Here is a 16223-nt window from a genome sequence, read left to right on the forward strand (position 1 = left end):
CTGCGCTCCGGCCGTGACGTGGCAGGCCGCAGGCCCTACCATTCCCCTTTATCTCTTCGTATCCGGCGCAATGAGCAGCAAGCAGAATCAGTGGATCGTCGGCGTCAACGCCGTCGCCTCGTCCGTCGAGAACGACGCCGACAACGTGCGCGAGGTCTTGATCGAGGCCGGCAGCAAGAATCCGCGCCTGATCGAAATCGAAGAGCAGGCCCGCCGCAAGGGCATCGACGTGCGCCGGGTCAATACCCAGGCACTCGATGGCGTCGGTGGGCAGGTGCGCCACCAGGGCGTGGTCGCCCGCTATGCCGCAGCGCGGCTGTGGGCCGAAAACGAACTCGAAGCGCTGGTGACCGCCGCCGAGGGACGTGCCTTGCTGCTGATCCTCGATGGCGTGCAGGACCCGCACAATCTCGGTGCATGCCTGCGCAGCGCGGCCGCGGCCGGCGTCACTGCAGTGGTCATTCCCAAGGACAAGTCGGCCACGGTCAACGCGACCGTGCGCAAGACCTCGGCCGGTGCGGCCGACCGTATTCCGGTGGTCGCGGTGACCAATCTGGCGCGTTGCCTGCGCGATCTGCAGAAGCAGGGCGTGTGGCTGTATGGCCTGGCCGGTGAAGCCGAGGCGTCGCTGTACAGCGTGGACCTGCGCGGCAACGTCGGGCTGGTGCTCGGCGGCGAGGCCGACGGCCTGCGTCGTCTCACCCGCGAGCATTGCGATGGTCTGGTCAAGATCCCGATGCCGGGCGATATCGAAAGCCTCAACGTGTCAGTGGCCGCCGGTGTGACCCTGTTCGAAGCGGTACGCCAGCGCCTGGGCGCCTGAGGCGGCCACCGAAACGACTGCGCTCACCGCCAGGTGGGCGCGGGCGCGGCCGATGCCCCGACTCGGCACGCACCACCCGTGCACTGCGCTTGCTGCACGTCGTCCGCATCCAGCTGGCGGCTGTTCGCTCTGTGTCGCCAACCACTCTGCATCGCACGTGCGTGCCAATGGCGAGCGCAGGTCGATCGGCATGGCGAGATCGCGCGTGCGGCGCGGTTTGATCCGCGCACACATGCAGCAGCCGATCTGCGCAAACCATGGCGCCGGTGCGCTTGCCGCTGCAGTGCCAAGCGCGCAGGTGGCCCGCCGCGCATGACGTTAACCAAGGCGTGCGACGATTGACCGGCGCGCGCGCCCGTTTTTGCCTACCATATCGGCAGCGAACGGCGTGTTATGTCTGATGAGAGATGGGGCGGGGGCCTGGTCGACGGGCGAGAACGGATGCGATGCCAAGGCGTCGGCACGGGGAGACAAGCGGCCGCAGCGCTGGCTCGGTGCCATTGTCTGCATGCTGCTGGCGCTGTGCTCGCTCGCGGCACTGGCTGCACCGGCCGGCACGGCGCCACTGCGCGACTACGCGATCGACAGCTGGAGCTCGCGTAACGGCCTGCCGCACAACTCCTTGCGCGATATCGCCCAGACCCGCGACGGCTACCTGTGGTTCGCCACCTGGGAAGGCCTGGTGCGTTACAACGGCCTGGAATTCGGCATCATCGACCGCAGCACGCGTCCCGGCCTGCCCGACAACGGCGTCGGCGCCTTGTACGTCGACCACGACGGGGCGCTGTGGCTCAGCGATGCGCGCGGCAATCTGGTGCGTCACGGCAGCGACGGGCAGTGGCGGCACTGGCAGCGGCAGGGACCGTGGCCGCAGGCGCTGATCCATGCAATGACCATGGATGCGCGCGGTCGCATGTGGTTGCTGTTCGAGGGCCACGGGCTGGGCTGCCTGTGGCCGGATGGGCGCTTCGAGTATTTTCCGCCGCGCGATGGCGTGCCGCTGCAGAGCAGCTTTCCGCGCATGGCATTCGACGACCAAGGCCGGCTGCTGATCGGCACGCTGGACGGCCTGATCTATCGCGAACCGGACGGACGCATGCATCGCGCCCCGGCCGCGTTCGGCCTGCCACCCGGGCTGGCGTGGCCATACCGCGCGCCGGACGGCACGCTGTGGGTCGTCGCCGGCGAGCAGCTGTATCGGCTGCGGGGCGAGACTGCCGAGCTGGTACGGCGGGTGCCCGGGCAGGGCCATTTCACCGCGATGCTGCAGGACCACCATGGCGACCTGTGGCTGGGCAGCGAAAATCAGGGGCTGCTGCGCATCGGCAGTCATGGAGTGGAGCACCTGCCGGCTGGTCGCAGCCTGCCGACCGGGCGCATCGTCAGCCTGCGCGAGGATGCCGAAGGCAGCATCTGGGTCGGCGCCAACGGCGGGCTGTTTCGGCTGCGCGAGACGTTGTTCAGCAGTTACAGCCAACGCGATGGGCTGAGCGGCGACTACGCCCGCGCGGTGCTGGAAGACCGCGACGGCAGCCTGTGGATCGCCAGCACCGCCGGCCTGGATCGCATGCTGCCGGACGGGCGCATCGTGCCGGTGGCGGTGGCCACGCCATCCGGGCGCAAGCTTTCGGTGCTCAGCCTGGCGCTGGATCGGCACGGCGATCTGTGGGTGGGCACCTATGCCGATGGCGTCTTCGTGCTGCACGACGGACGCCTGCTGCGGCATTACGGCGACGCCGAGGGCATTCCCAGCGGGCATATCCGCGCCATCGTGATCGAAGAATCCGGCGTGGTGTGGCTGGCCACGCAGCGCGGCGTGGTGAAGCTGGTGAACGGCAAGCGGGTGCCCCTGGCGGTCGACGGCCTGCCCGATGGCGTGGTGACCGCGCTGGCCAGCATCGATGGCGCGCTGTGGATGGGCTCGGTCGACGGCGCGGCGGTACTGCGCGAGGGAAAATTGCAGCAATTGAATCTGGAAGCGCTGGGCGGCGCGCGGAGCGTGTTCGGTTTTCAGCGCATCGGTGACGCTGTCTGGATCTCGACCGATCGCGGCCTGTACCGGGTGCGCAACGGCAGGCTCGCACGCGTGGGGCTGGAGCAGGGCATGCCGGTCGATACGGTGTTCCAGCTGGTCGGCGACCGGTTCGGCAATGCCTGGATCAGCAGCAATCGCGGCGTGTTGCGCACGCAACTCACCCTGCTCGACGCGGTTGCCGATGGACGCGGCCGGCTGGTCATCGAACGCTATGGCGAGATCGACGGCATGGGCAACGCGCAGGCCAACGGTAGCTCCGGGCCAAGCATGATCGCGCGTGCCGATGGCTCGATCTGGGTGGTCACCGCCGGCGGCGTGAGTACGGTCGACCCGGCGCGCCTGCAGCGCTTTCGCGAGCGGCGCGCGCCGCCGGCGGTGATCGAAAGCGTGCAGCAGGACGCACGTCCGCTGACATGGCGGCAGCAGGCGCGCCTGCCGGGCGGGCATCGCCTGAACGTGTCCTACGTCGGCATGAGCTTCCTGCTGCCGGAGCGGATCGAATACCGCACGCGCCTGGAAGGCCTGGACAGCGACTGGACCGAGCGTGGCCGGCAACGCAGCGTGGAATTCATCGGTCTGCCGCCGGGGCGCTACCGTCTGCATGTGGCGGCCCGTCACCCGGGCGGTGCCTGGAGTCCGCACGAGGCGGTGTGGGCGTTCGAGGTGCTGCCGCTGTGGTGGCAGCGCCAGGACGTGCGTCTTGCCGCGGTACTGGGTGCGATTTTATTGCTGGCGCTGGTGTATCGGTTCCTGCTACGCCGCTATAAGAGCCACAACGCACGCCTGGCCGAACTGGTGCGCAAACGCACCGAAGATCTGCAACTGCAGGCGCAGCGTTTGCTGCAGGCCAACCAGGAAAAGAGCGAGCTGCTGACACGGCTGCGCATCAAGTCGGATGTGTTCGAGCGCCAGGCGCACGAGGACGCCCTGACCGGGCTGCCTAACCGCAGGCATTTCGACGAGGCGCTGGCGCGCGACATCAGCCGCGCACGCCGCAGCGGGCGGCCGTTGGTGCTGGCGATTCTGGATATCGATCATTTCAAGCGCATCAACGACCACTATTCGCACGCCAGTGGCGATGCGGTATTGCATGAAGTCGGTGTGCTGCTGACCGCCGCCGCGCGCGCGTCGGACCTGCCGGCGCGCCTGGGCGGCGAAGAGTTCGCCCTGCTGCTGGCCGACACGGCGCTGGAGGATGCACAGGCGCTGTGCCAGCGCATCCGCGCGCTGTTCCACGCGCGCCACGGCTGGGGCGGCGTGGAAGGCCTGCAGGTGACCTTCAGTGCCGGCGTGGCCCAGTTGCGCGACGACGACACCGGCTCATCGCTGATGCAGCGCGCCGATCAGGCGCTGTACCAGGCCAAGAGCGCGGGGCGCGATCGTATCGGTGTGGGATAGGTGCTGGGATTGGGGAATCGGGATTGGGGATTGGCAAGGGCAGTGTGTTGGTCTGCTTTAGAACCCACCGACTGGCTGTGCCATTGCGTGCGGCGCATCGTGGCTCAGCAGAAAGGACGCGTCAGGCAGCGTGCCTTTGCGAATCCCCAATGCCTAATCCCCAATCCCTGCTCAAACAGGCCCCGGCCAGGCATTGGCGATCGTGCAGAACAGTCGCGCGGTCTGCTCGGTGTCGTAGACCGCGCTATGCGCATCGGCGGCATTCCATTCCAGGCCCGCGGCTTGTGCCGCGCGCGCCAGCACGGTCTGCCCGTACGCCACGCCGGCCAGGGTCACGGTGTCGAACACGCTGAACGGATGGAACGGGTTGCGTTTGTGGCCCACGCGCGCAACCGCGGCGTTGAGGAAGTTCAGGTCGAAATGCGCGTTATGGCCGACCAGGATCGCGCGCTGGCAGCCGTATTTCTTCACTGCCGCACGCACCGGCGCGAACACATGGTCCAGCGCGTCCTTTTCCTGCTTGGCGAAGCGGAACGGGTGGTCGAGCACGATGCCGGTGATCTCCAGCGACTTCGGGTCGATCTCCAGTCCTGGCGCCGGCACCAGATGGGCACTGGCGGTGTCGCCGGGGAAGAACCGCCCGTCGGCATCCATTTCGATCGGCACGCAGGCAATTTCCAGCAGGGCGTGCTTGTTCCAGTCGAATCCTCCCGTTTCCACATCCACCACCACGGGCAGGTAGCCGCGGAAGCGCCGCGACATGGGCAGGAAGGAGGGGGCAGGTTGCAGGTCGACCGGTTCGTTCATCGGCATAGCCTAGCAGGTCGCACGGCCGGCTCGATCGTGGCAACTGGCGGCCTGCCCGCGTGTACTGAGCGGCGATCCGGCAAACAAAAGCCCGACCCGTGTTGCCACGGATCGGGCCTGGAAGCTGTGCTACACCGCTGGCGTCAGCGGGCGGCGACCACGCTTGCGATCAGTCCGGTGGCCACCGCAATCAGCACGTAGTTGTTGTCCACGCGGCGCCATTCGTGCCCGCGCTGCGGCGTGTTCAAGTGATGCTTGCGGTAGTCGGTCACCCGTATGCCGCGGTGGTCCGGTGCCAGGCGCTCGCCACGCCGATACGGCGGGCCGCGACGATCGTTGCGGTGGTCGTCGTTGTGCGCGCTGGGGCGGTGGTCACGCTTGTCATCGTGCCTGTCGTCGCGATGATCGTCGCGGCGGTCCGGGCCATGCGCGTCGTGGTGCTGCGCGCTGCGGTCGCGGTCGTCATGCTGTTGCGGCGTGGCGAACGCTGCGCCGGACGTGAGCAGCGATACAACCATGAGGGATCCGATGATGCGTTTCATCTGCCTACTCCTGCGTCACAGGAACAGCCTGTGCGAGCTCACCGTAGGCATTTGGAGCTGAATACGTAATGAAATAAGGCGTTGCGACCTGTGCCGGCAGATGCCGCCGGCACACGTTGACGATCAGATGACGCCGGTGGTGCTGGTGTCGTCGCGCTTCAGGCGCGGCGGCAGCGGCTGTTCGCCGTGGACCAGGAACCACACGTTCTCGGCGATGTTGGTGGCGTGGTCGCCGATGCGCTCCAGGTTCTTGGCCATGAACAGCAGGTGCGTACACGGAGTGATGTTGCGCGGGTCTTCCATCATGTAGGTCAGCAACTCGCGGAACAGCGCGGTGTATTGCGCATCCAGGCGTGCATCTTCGTCGCGCACGCGGATGGCCGCATCGGCATCCTTGTTGCGGTACGCCTGCACCGCTTCGCGCACGGCATCGGCGGCCATCTGGCCGAGCGCACGCAGGCCCACCGTCTGTGGCAGCGGCGGTGCGGAATTAAGCGCGATCGAGCGCTTGGCGACATTGGCCGCGTAATCGCCAATGCGTTCGATATCGGCCGGAATGCGCAGGCCGGCCAGGATCTCGCGCAGGTCGCGCGCCATCGGCCCACGCAACGCCAGCCGCATCACGTCGTGGCTGATCGCATGCTCCAGCGCATCGATCGCCTCGTCGTTGACCACGATGCGATGCGCGGCGTTGTCGTCGCGACGCTCCACCACATCCAGTGCGGCTTCCAGCTGCGCCACCGCCGTGTCGCCCATGCGCACGATCTCGGCGACAAGACGGTGCTGCTCCTCGTCGTAGCTTTTGACGATATGGTCGTTGAGGTGCTGGTTCATCGTGATCTCGATTCGTGGCGGTGGTGGATGTCCGCCGTACCCCTGGCGACATCGCAGATGATGCAAATGTCGTGCCGGGCAGTGCGGCGGAGCTGCGTCAATGCGGCGTTGCGATAGCCCGCCTTACATCAACCGAAACGGCCGGTGATGTAGTCCTCGGTCTGCTGCTTGGACGGCTGGGAGAAAATCGTTTCGGTGCGGTCATGCTCGATCAGGTCGCCCAGATACATGAAGGCGGTGTAGTCGGAGACACGCGCCGCTTGCTGCATGTTGTGGGTCACGATCACGATGGTGTATTCGCGCTTGAGCTCTTCCACCAGTTGCTCGATACGGCTGGTGGAAATCGGATCCAGCGCCGAGGTCGGTTCGTCCAGCAGCAACACGTCCGGGCGCAGCGCCACCGCACGTGCGATGCACAGCCGCTGCTGCTGGCCGCCGGACAGGCCCAGCGCGCTTTGCCCCAGCTTGTCCTTGACCTCGTCCCACAGCGCGCCCTGGCGCAGCGCCTGCTCGACCCGGTTCTGCATGTCGGCCTTGGACAGTTTTTCGTGGTGGCGGATGCCGTAGGCGACGTTTTCGAAGATCGTCATCGGAAACGGCACCGGCTTCTGGAACACCATGCCGACCTTGCTGCGCAGCCGGTTCATCGGGTACTTCGGCGACAGGATGTTTTCGTTGTCCAGCAGCACTTCGCCGCGCGCTTCCATCTTCGGATACAGCGCATAGATGCGGTTGAAGATGCGCAGCAGGGTGGACTTGCCGCAGCCCGACGGCCCGATCAGCGCGGTGACGCGCTTTTCCGGAATCTCGATGTTGATGCCCTTGAGCGCGTGGTACTTGTCGTAATAGAAGTCCAGATTGCGTGCGGCCACTTTCACCGGCGCCTGCGCGGCCGGTGCTCCCTTGGCGGCCGGAACGGCGATGCGATGCATCGGCATGGCGTTTTGGAGATCGTTCATGTCGGGTGTCCGGAGGGAGAGGTCAGTCATTGGAAATCTTGTTGCGCAATAGCAGCGCGCGCGCGCCCAGGCTCACCAGCAGCACGAACACGGTCAGCACCAGCGCGCCGGACCAGGCCAGGGTCTGCCAGGTCTCATAGGGGCTGCCGGCAAACTGATTCATGATCACCGGTACGCTGGCCATCGGCTGGAACACGTTGCTGTTCCAGTACTGATTGCCGAAGGCGGTGAACAGCAACGGCGCGGTCTCGCCGCTGATGCGGGCCAGGGCCAGCAGGATGCCGGTGAGGATGCCGGCCGAGGCGGCGCGATACAGCACCTGCACGGTGACCTTCCATTGCGGGATGCCCAGCGACAACGCCGCTTCGCGCATCTGCGCCGGCACCAGGCGCAGCATTTCGTCGGTGGTGCGCACCACCACCGGCAGCACGATGAAGGCCAGCGATAGCGCGCCGGCAAACGCGGAGAAGCGCCCGCCGGTCTGCATCACGTACAGCGTGTAGACGAACAACCCCAGCACGATCGACGGTGCCGACAACAAGATGTCGTTGACGAAGCGCACCACCAACCCGGCCTTGCGTGCATTGCCGTATTCGGCCAGCCAGGTGCCGGCGGCAATGCCCAGTGGCGTGCCGATCGCCAGCGCCAGGCCGCACATCACCGCACTGCCGAAGAAGGCATTGAGCAGGCCGCCTTCCTGCATCGGCGGCGGTGTCATCTTGGTAAACAGGTTGACGTCGATGCCCGGCACGCCCTTGGACAGCAAGGTCCACAGGATCCAGGCCAGGAAGAACAGGCCGAACACCGCGGTGACGCAGGACAGCAACAGTGCGATCGCGTTGGTCACGCGGCGGCGGTTGTACAACGATTGCGAGACCGAGGACATCAGTTGCCCTCCCGACGCGACAGCTGCATCAGCATGAAGCGCGCAATCGCCAGCACGATAAAGGTCACGATGAACAAGACAAAGCCCAGCAGCAGCAATGCCGAGCGATAGGTTTCGGTTGCCTCGCCGAAGTCATTGGCGATCAGCGCGGCGATGGTGGTGCCGGGCTCCAGCAGCGACGGCGACAGCCGCACCGTGTTGCCGACCACGAACGCCACTGCCATGGTTTCGCCCAGCGCACGGCCCAGGCCCAGGAACACGCCGCCGATCACCGCAGAGCGGGTATAGGGCAGCACGATGTCCCAGCTGACTTCCCACTTGGTCGACCCCAGCGCATACGCCGATTCCTTCAGGCGCGTCGGCACGGTCAGGAACACCTCGCGCATCACCGAGGAGATGAACGGAATCACCATGATCGCCAGCACGAAGCCTGCGGTCAGCAACCCGATTCCCAACGGCGGGCCCTGGAACAACGGGCCGATCAAGGGCAGCGTGCCCAGGTGATCGTTGAGCCAGGGCGTCACGTGCTCGGTCATCACCGGCACCAGCACGAACAGGCCCCACATGCCGTAGATGATCGACGGGATGCCGGCCAGCAATTCGATGGCGGTGCCGACCGGGCCGCGCAGCCAGCGCGGCGCCACCTCGGTGAGGAAGAACGCGATACCGAAACTCACCGGCACCGCAATCACCATCGCAATCAATGCGGTGACCAGGGTGCCGTAGATCGGCGCCAGCGCGCCGTATTTGTTTTCCACCGGATTCCAGTCGGCGGAATAGAAAAAGCTCAGGCCCTGCATCTGCAAGGCATGGCGCCCGCCCCACAGCATCGACAGCGCGGCGCTGCCGAGCGCCAACAGGACGAAGACGACCGTGGCGGCCAGCGCAAGCTTGAACAGGCGATCGGCACGTGCATCGCGCAGGTCGCGGCCGCGCGGGGCGGTCATCGCTTCGGGAATGGCGGTGGCATTCATTCGATTGGACTCGTCACCCGCGCACTGGCGGGAGCGTGAGACAGCAGGAACGGCGAGGCGCCCGCAAGCACCTCACCGCAGCGCAGCCCGCCCTCACAGCGGGTGCAGGGCATCACTTGAACTCGCTGGCCCAGTAGGCCTGGATCTGCTTGACCAGTTCCGGCGGCAGCGGCACGTAATGCAGTTCGCTGGCCTGAGCCTGGCCGTTGTCCAGCGCCCACTTGAAGAAGTCCAGCGTGGCCTTGCTGCGCGCCGCATCCTTGGGCTGCTTGTGCATCAGCATGAAGTTGGTCGCGGTGATCGGCCAGGCCTTCTCGCCCGGTGCGTTGGTGATCACCAGGTTGAAATCCTTGGCGTTGGCCCAGTCGGCGCTGGCGGCAGCGGCGGCGAAGCTTTCCGCATTCGGCTCCACCCACTGGCCGGCCGCATTCTGCAGCGAGGCGTAGGGCATCTTGTTCTGCAGGGCGTAGGCCAGTTCGACATAACCGATCGAACCCTTGATCTGCTGCACGTACGAGGCCACGCCTTCATTGCCCTTGCCGCCGACGCCACCCGGCCACTGCACCGAGGTGCCTTCGCCGACCTTGCTCTTCCACTCCGGGCTGACCTTGGACAGGTAGTTGGAGAAGTTGAAGGTGGTGCCCGAACCGTCGGAGCGATGCACCAGGTTGATCTTGGTCGCCGGCAGCGTCACGCCCGGATTGGCCGCGACGATCGCCGCGTCGTTCCACATCGTGACCTTGCCCAGGAAGATGTCGCCCAGCAGCGCGCCGGTCAGGCGCAGCTTGCCCGGTGCGATGCCTTCCAGGTTCACCACCGGCACCACGCCGCCGATCGCCGACGGGAACTGGCCCAGGCCGGCCTGCTGCAGTTCGGCGCTGTCCAGCGGCTTGTCGGTCGAACCGAAGTCCACCGTGCCGGCCTTGATCTGCGCAATACCGCCGCCGGAGCCGATCGACTGGTAGTTCACCTTGTTGCCGGTGGCGGCGTTGTAGTCGGCCGACCACTTGGAGACCAGCGGATAGATGAAGGATGCACCGGCGCCGGAGATCTCGGCGCTCTTGCTGTCGCCAGCGGTGGCACCTGCGGCGGTGGCACCCTTGGCGGTGTCGCCGGACTGCGCATCCTTGCCGGGCGAGCAGGCGGCCAGGGCGAGGGCGATGGTGAGGGACAGGGCGGTCAGGCTGGCCGACTGCAGTTTCATGGAAGCTCCGAGGCTGGGTTGGCCGGGGGACCCGGCAGACCACGCTATGAAATGATGTTTTTGTTACACGTGCATGACAGTGCCTTTTGGAGAAGGCATCACAAAAAAGACGCGACCCCGTGGGGGCCGCGTCCCGGTGCCGACGCCGGGGAGAGAGACGGCGTCGTTCCTGTCGCTGTGGCTGGCGTTACTTGGGCAGGTTCTTGGCCCAGTAGCCTTCGATCTGGGTCACCAGGCTGTCCGGCAGCGGCACGTAGTCCAGCTGCTTGGCCTGCGCATCGCCCTTGCTGTAGACCCAGCGGAAGAACTCCAGCGTGTTCTTGAGGCCGGCCGCGTTCTTGGGCTTCTTCTGCACTAGGATGAAGTTGGTGGCGGTGATCGGCCAGGCGTTGTCGCCGGAGGCATTGGTCATCACCAGGTAGAAGTCCTTGCTGTTGCCCCAGTCGGCGCTGTTGGCGGCGGCGGCAAAGGTCTCGTCGGACGGCTGCACGAACTTGCCGGCGGCGTTCTTCATCGCGGTGTAGGCCATCTTGTTCTGCAGCGCATACGACAGCTCGACGTAGCCGATGCCGCCCTTGATCTGCTTCACGTACGCAGCCACGCCCTCGTTGCCCTTGCCGCCGATGCCGGTCGGCCACTGCACCGCGGTGCCTTCGCCGACCTTGCCCTTCCAGTCCGGGTTGACCTTGGACAGGTAGTTGGTGAAGTTGAAGCTGGTGCCCGAACCGTCGGAGCGATGCACCACGGTGATCTTGCCGTCGGGCAGCTTGACGCCCGGGTTGAGCGCGGCGATCGCCGGGTCGTTCCAGGTGCTGACCTTGCCCAGGAAGATGTCGCCCAGGGTCTTGCCGTCCAGCTTCAGCGCGCCTGCCGCCACGCCGGGCACGTTGACCACCGGCACCACACCGCCGATCACCGACGGGAATTGCGCCAGGCCGGCCGCGGCCAGTTCTTCCGGCTTGAGCGGCGCATCGGACGAGCCGAAATCCACGCTGGCTGCCTTGATCTGGGCGATGCCGCCGCCCGAACCGATCGATTGGTAGTTGACCTGCTTCTTGGTGGCCGCGTTGTAGTCGGCCGACCACTTGGACATCACCGGATAGATGAACGACGCACCGGCGCCGGTGACATCGGCGGCCTGGGCGCACAAGGCCAGCGAGGCGGTGAGCACGCCGACGGCCAGACGGGTCTTCAGAGAGTGGATCACGGAACAGCTCCTGTAGCGAAGGGATGAGGACGTCCCGCGGTCGTGCCATTGCAGGGCAGGGGCATGACCGCGCGGTGTCCGGGAGATGACATGCAGATGACGGCGTTGCGGCGGGGCGCGTTGCCGGGTGGGATCAGGGTGATTGCCGCCGTGGCACGCTCACGGGAGCGCAGCACGGCAGCCGATCCAGCGCGCACTTACCAATAGAACTGCGCACGTGCCTCGATGATCGACGGGTTGTCGTCGACCAGGCCACGCGTGGCGCTGTTGTAGCGGGTGCTTTCCACCTTCGCGTAGTCGAGTGCGAACTTGAAGTTGGAGCGCCAGTACCAGTTGGCACCGATCGTCCACACATCCATCTTGCCGCCCAGCACGCCGTCCACGAACGGCGTGGTGCCGTTGGAGACCAGGTGGCCGTCGTTGAGGTCCAGGGTGTCGTAGCGCACCGCCAGCTGCCACATCCCCGAGGCCGGCGCGTTCGGCAGCGGGGTGGTCGGCACGCCGGCCTTGTAGCCCCAGGTCTCGCCGGTGATGTTCCAGACGCCGCTGACGTACCAGCCGTCACTCTTGTAATCGTTGGCGTTGTTGCCGATGCGCTTGGCGTTTTCCTGGAAGAACTCGCTCTGCAGCTTGAACGGGCCGGTGATCCACATTGCCTCGGCGCCGGCCACACCCACGCGGTCCACGTTGGTGATGGCGCCGCTGTCGATCAGGCGCACCGTGGTCAGGTCGGCGTCCGGGCGTGCGCGCAGGCGCAGGGTGTCGTCGTCGGTGTCATAACCCAGGTAGCTCAGACCGAAGTGCAGCACATTGCCGCTCTCGTTGATCGGCGCCCAGGTGCCGCGCGCGCCGTAGCCGCTGCCGTGTGCCTGGTTGCGGGTCAGTTCGCGGCCGAACGCACTGGCGGTGATGCTCCAGTCGTTGTCGCCCATGCCGTAGGCCACGCCCAGCCGGCGCGAGATGCCGTAGGTGTTGGTCACTGCGGCCTTGGAGACGAAGTCGTTGTTCTTGGTGCTGGACAGCTCTTCCAGGCTGTTGGGCTGCTTGAACTGGCCGACCTGCAGGTAGTTGTTGGCGTTGCCGGCGAACTTGTACTTGATGTTGTTGTCGAGGAAACGCCCGGTGCTGCGGATGGTGGTGCCGCGGATGGTGACTTCCTTCAGCACGCTGGGGTCGTAACCGGCCACCCATTCGAAATTGCCCGGGCCCTTGCCCTTGAGCACCAGCTCGGCACGGCGGATGCTGAATTCGGAATTGTCGCCATTGGCACCGATCGGGCCATTGAGGTCCTGCACATCGTTGTGGAACCAGTTGCCGTCGGCCTGGACCAGGCCTTCGAGCGACATCTCCGAGCCGCCGATCACGTCGATGGCGATTTCGGCGTGCGCGGCGGGTGCGGCCAGCGCCAGCAGCAGGGCGGAGCCAAGCAGGGTGGGAGAAAGTTTCATATGTGCCTTGCGACCTGAGAAAGTGAGCGCAGGCTATGGCGTGAAAGTTGCGTTAATGTGACACCTTCAGATCGCGTTGCAATCTGATTTTTGTCAACAAAGACAAAGATTTACGCGTGTTTGTTTTTTGTCAGTGTGTGTCATGAGTCTGAACAGGCCGCGTCGTATGACAGATGTGACAGTGGCGCAGTTCACCGTTTCAGCGAGCTCAAGCTTATTGCGACCTGAACCAACTAAGTGGAACTGCGGCGTATCAAGCGCTTTGTGCGTCGCACCACTTGCACAGGCGCGTTCTAAATTGTTAGTTTCGAGGCCATGTTTCCTCGATTCCTCCAGTTGCTGTTGGTCTGCCTGCTCGCGCTCACTGCGTGGTCGGCGGCCGATGCGCACAGCCGCATCCACGATGCGCTTGTGGGCGACGGCGTGGCGGTAATGGCGGACGCTGGCGAAGAACGTGATGCAGCCGATGATCTGCAGGGCGACGGGGACGCACAGACCCAGGTCGATACCCATTCTGCAGACGATATCCCCTTGCTCTCCCAGGCATGGCCGGTGGTCGCACGTTATTTCCCCTCTTGGTACGCGCATTACGCGCCGGCAACTCAAAAACGCGACCTGATCCCGCAACTGCGTCCTCCCAACGCAGTGCGCGCCTGATCCTCCGTTAGTCGCGTCAACCGGTGCAGCGCACCGGATTCATTTGACTTGTTCGTCTTTGCACTTCGCGGTTCGCGCCGCGGAGAGCCATCCGTTGCCTAGAGGTATCTCCCATGGAAAGTTTGCTAGAAGGTTTTCGTCATTTCCGTAAGGAAGTGTATCCGCGCCAGAGTGCGCGCTTTCAGGAACTGGCCGGTGGCCAGAGTCCGCATACGTTGTTCATCACCTGCGCCGATTCGCGTGTCATGCCGGAGCTGATCTTCTCCGCACAGCCGGGCGAACTGTTCGTCTATCGCAATATCGGTAATGTGGTGCCGCCTTACTCCCAGCACGTCAGCGGCGTGGTTGCGGCGATCGAATACGCCATCGCCGTACTGGGCGTGCGGCACATCGTGATCTGCGGTCATACCGACTGTGGCGCAATGAAGGCGGTGCTCAAGCCGGAATCGCTGGAAGACGTGCCGTCCGTGGCGGCCTGGCTCAAGCACACCGATGCAGCGCGTCACGTCACTGCCCATCACGGACACGATCCGCACAGCCAGGAAGCGCTGAGCTGCATGACCGAAGAGAACGTGGTCTCGCAGCTGGACCATCTGCGTACGCAGCCGGTGGTCGCCGCGCGTCTGGCGGCCGGCACCTTGCGCATCCATGGCTGGATCTATGACATCGCCCATGGCGAGATCCGCGCCTTCGATGCCGAGAAGGGTGGCTTCCGTCCGTTGTTGGCGGACAACACCCCCGAAGCCACCCCACGTCCGCGACTGCAGCAAGTCGTGCGCGCTGAACTCGCCTGACGGAGCACATCATGAACACATCAGGTATCGGCGGATATTTCCGCCAGGGACTGTTCGGACGTGATTTGTTGTCGTCTGTCGTGGTCTTCCTCGTCGCGCTCCCGTTGTGTATGGGCATTGCGATCGCTTCCGGCATGCCGCCGGCCGCAGGTCTGATCACCGGCATCATCGGTGGGCTGGTCGTCGGCTTCCTGGCGGGCTCTCCTCTGCAGGTGAGCGGACCGGCCGCCGGCCTGGCTGTGTTGGTGTTCGAGCTGGTTCGCGAGCATGGCGTTGCCGCCCTCGGTCCGGTGATTCTGCTGGCCGGTGCGATTCAGTTGATTGCCGGCCTGTGCCGCGCAGGCGTGTGGTTCCGGATGACGTCGCCGGCCGTGGTGGCCGGCATGTTGTCGGGTATCGGCATCCTGATCGTGGCCTCGCAGGCACACGTGCTGATGGACGCCGCTCCCAAGGCGCGCGGCCTGGAGAACTTCGCTGCATTGCCGGCCGTAGTGTGGCAGGCGATCACCGAGGGGACCGGCCGTACCGCGTTGTTCGTGGGTCTGGCCACCATCGGCATCATCCTGGCATGGGACAAGCTGCGCCCGCAGCGTCTGCGCTTTTTGCCGGGTGCGTTGATCGCGGTGGTGGTGGTCACGGCGACGGTGCAGTTGCAGGGCCTGAACGTCAACAAGGTCGACGTGCCGACCAATCTGTTCTCGGCGATCAGCATCCCCAGCGTCGCGGACATCTTCGGCGTGTTCAATGCGACCTTGCTGGTGTCGGCGGTGACCTTTGCCTTCATCGCCAGCGCAGAGACCTTGCTGTCGGCGGCGGCGGTGGATCGCATGCATCAGGGCGCGCGTACGCAGTACGACCGTGAGCTGGCGGCGCAGGGCGTGGGCAATATGCTGTGCGGCTTCCTGGGCGCATTGCCGATGACCGGCGTGATCGTGCGTAGCGCGGCCAATGTGCAGGCCGGTGCGGCCACGCGCATGTCCACGGTGCTGCATGGCGGCTGGTTGCTGGTGTTCGCAATGCTGCTGCCGTGGCTGTTGCGGATGACGCCGGTGGCGTGTCTGGCCGGCATCCTGGTCTACACGGGCGTGAAGATGATCAAGATCGGGCAGGTCAAGGAGCTGGCGACCTATGGCCGTGGCACCGCGGCGATCTACCTGGCGACCACCTTCGCGATCGTGGCGACCGACCTGCTGACCGGCGTGCTGATCGGCTTCGGCCTGTCGTTGTTCCGTCTGGCCCTGCATTCTTCGCGCCTGAAGGTGGACGTGCGTGAGCACGAGCACAAGAAGGACGAGATGCATCTGACCCTGCAGGGCTCGGCGACGTTCCTGAAGGTGCCGGCGATGGCGCGTACGCTGGAAAGCGTGCCGCCGAACACCGCATTGCACCTGGACGTGGCCAAGCTGCATCACGTCGACCACGCCTGCATCGAGTTGCTGCGCGACTGGAGCCGGAATGCGGCCTCGCGCGGCTGCGAGCTGGTGGTGGACTGGAACGAGCTGGATCGACGCGTGGAAGGTCAGCCGACGGTGGAAAGCGCGCTGGTCGAACAGCGCGTGGAGCAAGCCAAGGCGGCGTAGACCTGCTGCAGACGCCCGGCGCTCGCGCCGGGTGACATCTATCGTGACCGGGTGATGCATGGCGCCGCAAGACGC

14 protein-coding genes and 1 other RNA gene are annotated in these 16223 nt (G+C 65.5%); 6 read left to right on the top strand and 9 right to left on the bottom strand.

The window, feature by feature from the left end:
* The first annotated feature begins 70 nt into the window (after nucleotides 1–70).
* The 3 genes from rlmB to GGR73_RS02900 all read left to right on the top strand — a co-directional run bounded on the left by rlmB (nucleotide 71) and on the right by GGR73_RS02900 (nucleotide 4256).
* Complete coding sequence (rlmB, locus tag GGR73_RS02890) at nucleotides 71–823, top strand: 23S rRNA (guanosine(2251)-2'-O)-methyltransferase RlmB (protein ID WP_024940443.1); 753 nt, start codon at nucleotides 71–73, stop codon at nucleotides 821–823.
* 67 nt (nucleotides 824–890) lie between these two features.
* Nucleotides 891–966, top strand: a non-coding RNA gene (locus tag GGR73_RS02895) — sX9 sRNA.
* 257 nt (nucleotides 967–1223) lie between these two features.
* Entirely contained in the window at nucleotides 1224–4256 is a 3033-nt protein-coding gene (locus GGR73_RS02900; RefSeq protein ID WP_184455552.1) for a ligand-binding sensor domain-containing diguanylate cyclase, read from the top strand.
* Nucleotides 4257–4427: 171 nt separating this feature from the next.
* Here GGR73_RS02900 and rnt read toward each other — a convergent pair whose 3' ends face one another.
* The 9 genes from rnt to GGR73_RS02945 form a co-directional block, all read right to left on the bottom strand.
* On the bottom strand, nucleotides 4428–5069 hold the full coding sequence (rnt, locus tag GGR73_RS02905) for a ribonuclease T (protein WP_102584351.1): 642 nt from the start codon (nucleotides 5067–5069) through the stop codon (nucleotides 4428–4430).
* Nucleotides 5070–5206: 137 nt separating this feature from the next.
* Nucleotides 5207–5605 carry an RcnB family protein gene (locus tag GGR73_RS02910; RefSeq protein WP_104589087.1) on the bottom strand — a complete coding sequence of 133 codons (399 nt, stop codon included), beginning with the start codon at nucleotides 5603–5605 and terminating at the stop codon, nucleotides 5207–5209.
* Between the two features lie 123 nt (nucleotides 5606–5728).
* Complete coding sequence (phoU, locus tag GGR73_RS02915) at nucleotides 5729–6439, bottom strand: phosphate signaling complex protein PhoU (RefSeq protein ID WP_005994733.1); 711 nt, start codon at nucleotides 6437–6439, stop codon at nucleotides 5729–5731.
* A gap of 128 nt (nucleotides 6440–6567) precedes the next feature.
* Entirely contained in the window at nucleotides 6568–7398 is an 831-nt protein-coding gene (pstB, locus tag GGR73_RS02920) for a phosphate ABC transporter ATP-binding protein PstB (protein ID WP_016902480.1), read from the bottom strand.
* A gap of 22 nt (nucleotides 7399–7420) precedes the next feature.
* The gene (pstA, locus tag GGR73_RS02925; RefSeq protein ID WP_039511726.1) at nucleotides 7421–8284 is read right to left on the bottom strand and encodes a phosphate ABC transporter permease PstA; all 864 of its coding nucleotides are present in this window, start codon (nucleotides 8282–8284) and stop codon (nucleotides 7421–7423) included.
* The gene (gene pstC, locus GGR73_RS02930; protein ID WP_006450306.1) at nucleotides 8284–9258 is read right to left on the bottom strand and encodes a phosphate ABC transporter permease subunit PstC; all 975 of its coding nucleotides are present in this window, start codon (nucleotides 9256–9258) and stop codon (nucleotides 8284–8286) included. The genes pstA and pstC overlap by 1 nt, the downstream gene beginning before the upstream one ends.
* A gap of 112 nt (nucleotides 9259–9370) precedes the next feature.
* Nucleotides 9371–10462, bottom strand: coding sequence for a phosphate ABC transporter substrate-binding protein PstS (gene pstS / locus GGR73_RS02935; protein WP_016902478.1), 1092 nt, complete (start codon nucleotides 10460–10462; stop codon nucleotides 9371–9373).
* A 187-nt stretch (nucleotides 10463–10649) separates the two neighbouring features.
* Nucleotides 10650–11669, bottom strand: a complete 1020-nt coding sequence (gene pstS, locus GGR73_RS02940) for a phosphate ABC transporter substrate-binding protein PstS (protein WP_039520551.1) — start codon at nucleotides 11667–11669, stop codon at nucleotides 10650–10652.
* Between the two features lie 197 nt (nucleotides 11670–11866).
* Nucleotides 11867–13117: an OprO/OprP family phosphate-selective porin gene (locus GGR73_RS02945; RefSeq protein ID WP_024940436.1), complete on the bottom strand. Its 1251-nt coding sequence runs from the start codon at nucleotides 13115–13117 to the stop codon at nucleotides 11867–11869.
* Nucleotides 13118–13453: 336 nt separating this feature from the next.
* Here GGR73_RS02945 and GGR73_RS02950 point away from each other — a divergent pair, with 336 nt between their 5' ends.
* From GGR73_RS02950 to GGR73_RS02960, 3 genes are all read left to right on the top strand, one after another.
* The gene (locus GGR73_RS02950; protein WP_016902475.1) at nucleotides 13454–13774 is read left to right on the top strand and encodes a hypothetical protein; all 321 of its coding nucleotides are present in this window, start codon (nucleotides 13454–13456) and stop codon (nucleotides 13772–13774) included.
* 113 nt (nucleotides 13775–13887) lie between these two features.
* Nucleotides 13888–14568, top strand: coding sequence for a carbonic anhydrase (locus GGR73_RS02955; protein ID WP_016902474.1), 681 nt, complete (start codon nucleotides 13888–13890; stop codon nucleotides 14566–14568).
* An 11-nt stretch (nucleotides 14569–14579) separates the two neighbouring features.
* Nucleotides 14580–16148 (top strand): SulP family inorganic anion transporter, encoded by a 1569-nt coding sequence (locus GGR73_RS02960; protein ID WP_046342271.1) that lies wholly within the window; start codon nucleotides 14580–14582, stop codon nucleotides 16146–16148.
* The last annotated feature ends 75 nt before the right edge of the window (nucleotides 16149–16223 follow it).

Source organism: Xanthomonas sp. F14 (assembly GCF_014199865.1).

Bases quoted from the DNA above. Each gene is read 5' to 3' on its own strand.
- rlmB (WP_024940443.1), top strand. From the start codon at position 71: ATGAGCAGCAAGCAGAATCAGTGGATCGTCGGCGTCAACGCCGTCGCC.
- GGR73_RS02900 (WP_184455552.1), top strand. From the start codon at position 1,224: ATGAGAGATGGGGCGGGGGCCTGGTCGACGGGCGAGAACGGATGCGAT.
- rnt (WP_102584351.1), bottom strand. From the start codon at position 5,069: ATGCCGATGAACGAACCGGTCGACCTGCAACCTGCCCCCTCCTTCCTG.
- GGR73_RS02910 (WP_104589087.1), bottom strand. From the start codon at position 5,605: ATGAAACGCATCATCGGATCCCTCATGGTTGTATCGCTGCTCACGTCC.
- phoU (WP_005994733.1), bottom strand. From the start codon at position 6,439: ATGAACCAGCACCTCAACGACCATATCGTCAAAAGCTACGACGAGGAG.
- pstB (WP_016902480.1), bottom strand. From the start codon at position 7,398: ATGAACGATCTCCAAAACGCCATGCCGATGCATCGCATCGCCGTTCCG.
- pstA (WP_039511726.1), bottom strand. From the start codon at position 8,284: ATGTCCTCGGTCTCGCAATCGTTGTACAACCGCCGCCGCGTGACCAAC.
- pstC (WP_006450306.1), bottom strand. From the start codon at position 9,258: ATGAATGCCACCGCCATTCCCGAAGCGATGACCGCCCCGCGCGGCCGC.
- pstS (WP_016902478.1), bottom strand. From the start codon at position 10,462: ATGAAACTGCAGTCGGCCAGCCTGACCGCCCTGTCCCTCACCATCGCC.
- GGR73_RS02945 (WP_024940436.1), bottom strand. From the start codon at position 13,117: ATGAAACTTTCTCCCACCCTGCTTGGCTCCGCCCTGCTGCTGGCGCTG.
- GGR73_RS02955 (WP_016902474.1), top strand. From the start codon at position 13,888: ATGGAAAGTTTGCTAGAAGGTTTTCGTCATTTCCGTAAGGAAGTGTAT.
- GGR73_RS02960 (WP_046342271.1), top strand. From the start codon at position 14,580: ATGAACACATCAGGTATCGGCGGATATTTCCGCCAGGGACTGTTCGGA.